The 2936-nt window shown below is 63.9% G+C and carries 3 protein-coding genes; 1 reads left to right on the top strand and 2 read right to left on the bottom strand.

The window, feature by feature from the left end; translation table 11 throughout:
• A partial coding sequence (locus EN964_RS30470) for a CocE/NonD family hydrolase (RefSeq protein WP_245490703.1) occupies nucleotides 1-1211 on the bottom strand: 1211 nt, incomplete at its 3' end.
• Nucleotides 1212-1330: 119 nt separating this feature from the next.
• Between EN964_RS30470 and EN964_RS30465 the strand changes: the two genes are divergently transcribed.
• Nucleotides 1331-2143 (top strand): helix-turn-helix transcriptional regulator, encoded by an 813-nt coding sequence (locus tag EN964_RS30465; RefSeq protein WP_127267312.1) that lies wholly within the window; start codon nucleotides 1331-1333, stop codon nucleotides 2141-2143.
• A gap of 12 nt (nucleotides 2144-2155) precedes the next feature.
• Here the strand turns inward: EN964_RS30465 and EN964_RS30460 are convergent.
• The coding region (locus EN964_RS30460; RefSeq protein WP_127277131.1) for a M20/M25/M40 family metallo-hydrolase at nucleotides 2156-2936 on the bottom strand (781 nt) is incomplete at its 5' end.

Raw genomic sequence — 2936 nt, 5'->3', positions numbered from 1 at the left:
TCGTAGACAAGGCTGCCGGCGTCGTCGCCGCGCTGGTCCGCCGGCTGGTCGCCGGGCGTGGCGTAGGAGCACCATTTGCCGCCGCGCAGGCCGACCCACAAGGGCGAACGGATCGCTTGCCTTCCAGACGCATGATCTGCCTGGCGTGCGGACAGGCGCCCATTGCCGGAAAGGAAGAAAGACTGCCGCTCGACATTCGGCGACGGCCATGCCGGCTCCGTCACCCAGCGTCCGGCCCGCAATTCATAGGAGGTTTGCGGCGGGGCGCTGTCCTGCACGAACAGGCGCAGCATCGGTTCGCCCATAATGCCGGTGTCGCGGCCCTTCAGCCAGTGATCCCACCAGCGGACGCATTCCTGGAGGAAGCCGATGGCGGGACCGGGCTTGCCGATATGCGGATAGGTGTGCGCCCACGGCCCGACCAGCCCCTTGCGCGGACCCTGCAGCTTTTCCATGAGGCGGAAGACGGAGCGGCAATAGCCGTCGGCCCAACCGCTGACGGCATAGACCGGACAGGCGATCGCGTCGAAATCCTCGCAGACCGAGCCGTGCCTCCAGAATTCGTCGCGGTGCTGGTGCTCCAGCCAGTTCTTCAGCCACAACCCGCTTTCCTTCAGCCGGCTGTGCCATAAAGCACGCCAGTTGTCCGGCTTGTTGCGGGGATCCGGCGGCAGCGTGTTGCGGCCGAACATGATCGCGGCCCAGGAGAGATTGTCGATAAGCAGCGTGCCGCCCATGTGGTGGACGTCGTCGGCGTAGCGGTCGTCGGTCGAGGCGCAACTGATCACCGCCTTCAGCGCCGGCGGACGCATGGCGGCGATCTGCAGCCCGTTGAAACCGCCCCAGGAGATGCCGATCATGCCAACCTTGCCGTCGCACCAGGGCTGGGTCGCCAGCCATTCGATGACCGAGCAGCCGTCGTCCAGCTCCTGCTGGAGATATTCGTCGAGCATCAGCCCTTCGGAATCGCCGGTTCCGCGCAGGTCGACGCGCACCACTGCGTAGCCGTGGCCAGCTACGTAGGGATGCATGACGACATCGCGCGCGGCGGTCAGATCGTTCTTGCGATAGGGGATATATTCCAGGATTGCCGGCACCGGCTTTTGTTCAGCACCCTCGGGAAGCCACATGCGCGCCGCAAGCCGGCAACCGTCCGGCATCGGGATCTCGAAATGGTCGACCGAGCGGATCGGATGGGGGAAGTTGGACACTGTGCGCAAGGTGAGGCCCTCTGTTTGGCGGGCGCCACCTTGGGCAAATCGGCAGTGTCGCACAATTTCGCGACCCTTCGCGACTTGACACTGTTCTGGCGTCAGTATGCATTAGATCCATGCAGACCGAACCGCTTCCCCAGAACCTCGCCTTCCTGTGCAGCTATTATCCGTCGATCGCCGCCGTGTGTCGGCGCCTGCAGATCAACCGCCAGCAGTTCAACAAATATCTGAGCGGCCAGACCTGGCCGTCACGCCGCAACATGCGCAAGATCTGCGATTTCTTCGGCGTGACCGAAGGCGAGCTTTTGATGGACCAGCAGCGCTTTGCCGAGATCGTCGGCCTGCGCCGCCGCCCGCTCGGCGTCCACGCGCCGTCGGACCTGCTGGTGCACATGGAGCAGCTCTATCAGCGGTCCGGCGATCTCGGGCGCTATGTCGGCTACTATTTCCGCTATTTCTACTCGTTCGGCTATGCCGGCAAGATCATCAAATGCCTCGTCGTGATCTATGAAAAGGACGGCCGCTATTTCTGGAAATGCATGGAAAGGCTCGTCCATTTCGGCAAATATGGCGTGAAGACCTCGAAATATTCGGCCGCGCTGCTGCTGCTCGGCGATCGCATATTCGCGCTCGAATCCGAAATCCTGCTCAAAACCAGCATCACCCAGGTGATCCTCTATCCGAGCTACCAGACGAGCGTCGCCTATCTGGTCGGCATCCAGACGGGCATGCCCCTTTTACGGGGGCGGAGACCCGCAGCCTCGGTCGTGCTTCTGGAATATCTCGGCCGCTCCGTCGACCAGCGCAAGGCGCTGCGGGCCTGCGGCCTATTCGACGAAACCGACCCCGCCATCGATGCTGGCATCCGCGCCATGATCACCAACCGGATACCGGCGGGCACATTCGTGCTTGAAACCGAGGAGGTGTAGCCGGCTCCCCGGTTATATTGCCCGCTCCACGCCGCACCAGCCGGCGGCGAACAGCGCGATCGTCTTCGTCACCCGGCGCAGCGACGACAGGCTGACGCGCTCGTCAATGCCATGAATATTCTCCGAAACCGGTCCATAGACCAGCGCCGGTATATTCGCATGGACGGCGAAGAGCGCCGCGTCGAGATAACAGGTCATGACGTAGGAACGCATCTCACCGCCATGCGCCAGACCGTGTGCTTCCTGCAGAACCTGTCCGGCGGAGCAGTGCGGCCGCATGCGGTAGCCGGTCTGCATGACGCCGATCCACTCGACCTTCGGATTTGCCTTGGCGAGCCGCGGATCCGCACTTGCCGTATCGGCGACGAAGGCTTCGAACGCGGCGGCGCGCTGCCTGGGATCGTCGCCAGGATAGAAGCCGATCCGGCCCTCGAAGGAGCAGGCGAAAGGGACCGAGGCCAGCCACTCGCCGCCGGAGATGGTGCCGATGTTGAGCGATGCGGGATTGGCGATCTCCTCGAAACCGGGATGGCGCGCGCGTTCGTCGTTCCACTTGGCCGCAAGACGCTGCAGGTGGCCGATCAGGCCGAGCCCGGCATCGATGGCGCTGACGCCGGACTCTGCTTCCCTCGGATGTGCGGGCACGCCATGGACGGTGATGCGGAATTTGATGACGCCGGAATTGGCCGAAACCAGCTGTTCGTCGGTAGGTTCCGGAATCAGCACCGCATCGGCGGTGCAGCCACGGGCGATTGCGGCGGCCGCGCCGTTGCCCGTCACCTCCTCGTCGGGC

The organism is Mesorhizobium sp. M7A.F.Ca.CA.001.10.2.1, assembly GCF_003998575.1.
In the GTDB taxonomy this organism is placed as follows: domain Bacteria; phylum Pseudomonadota; class Alphaproteobacteria; order Rhizobiales; family Rhizobiaceae; genus Mesorhizobium.
The sequence above is the reverse complement of the archived record's forward strand: the minus strand, read 5'-3'. Positions and strand labels throughout refer to the sequence as shown.

Excerpts from the sequence above, each read along its gene's own strand:
- EN964_RS30465 (WP_127267312.1), top strand. The coding sequence starts at position 1,331 with ATGCAGACCGAACCGCTTCCCCAGAACCTCGCCTTCCTGTGCAGCTAT.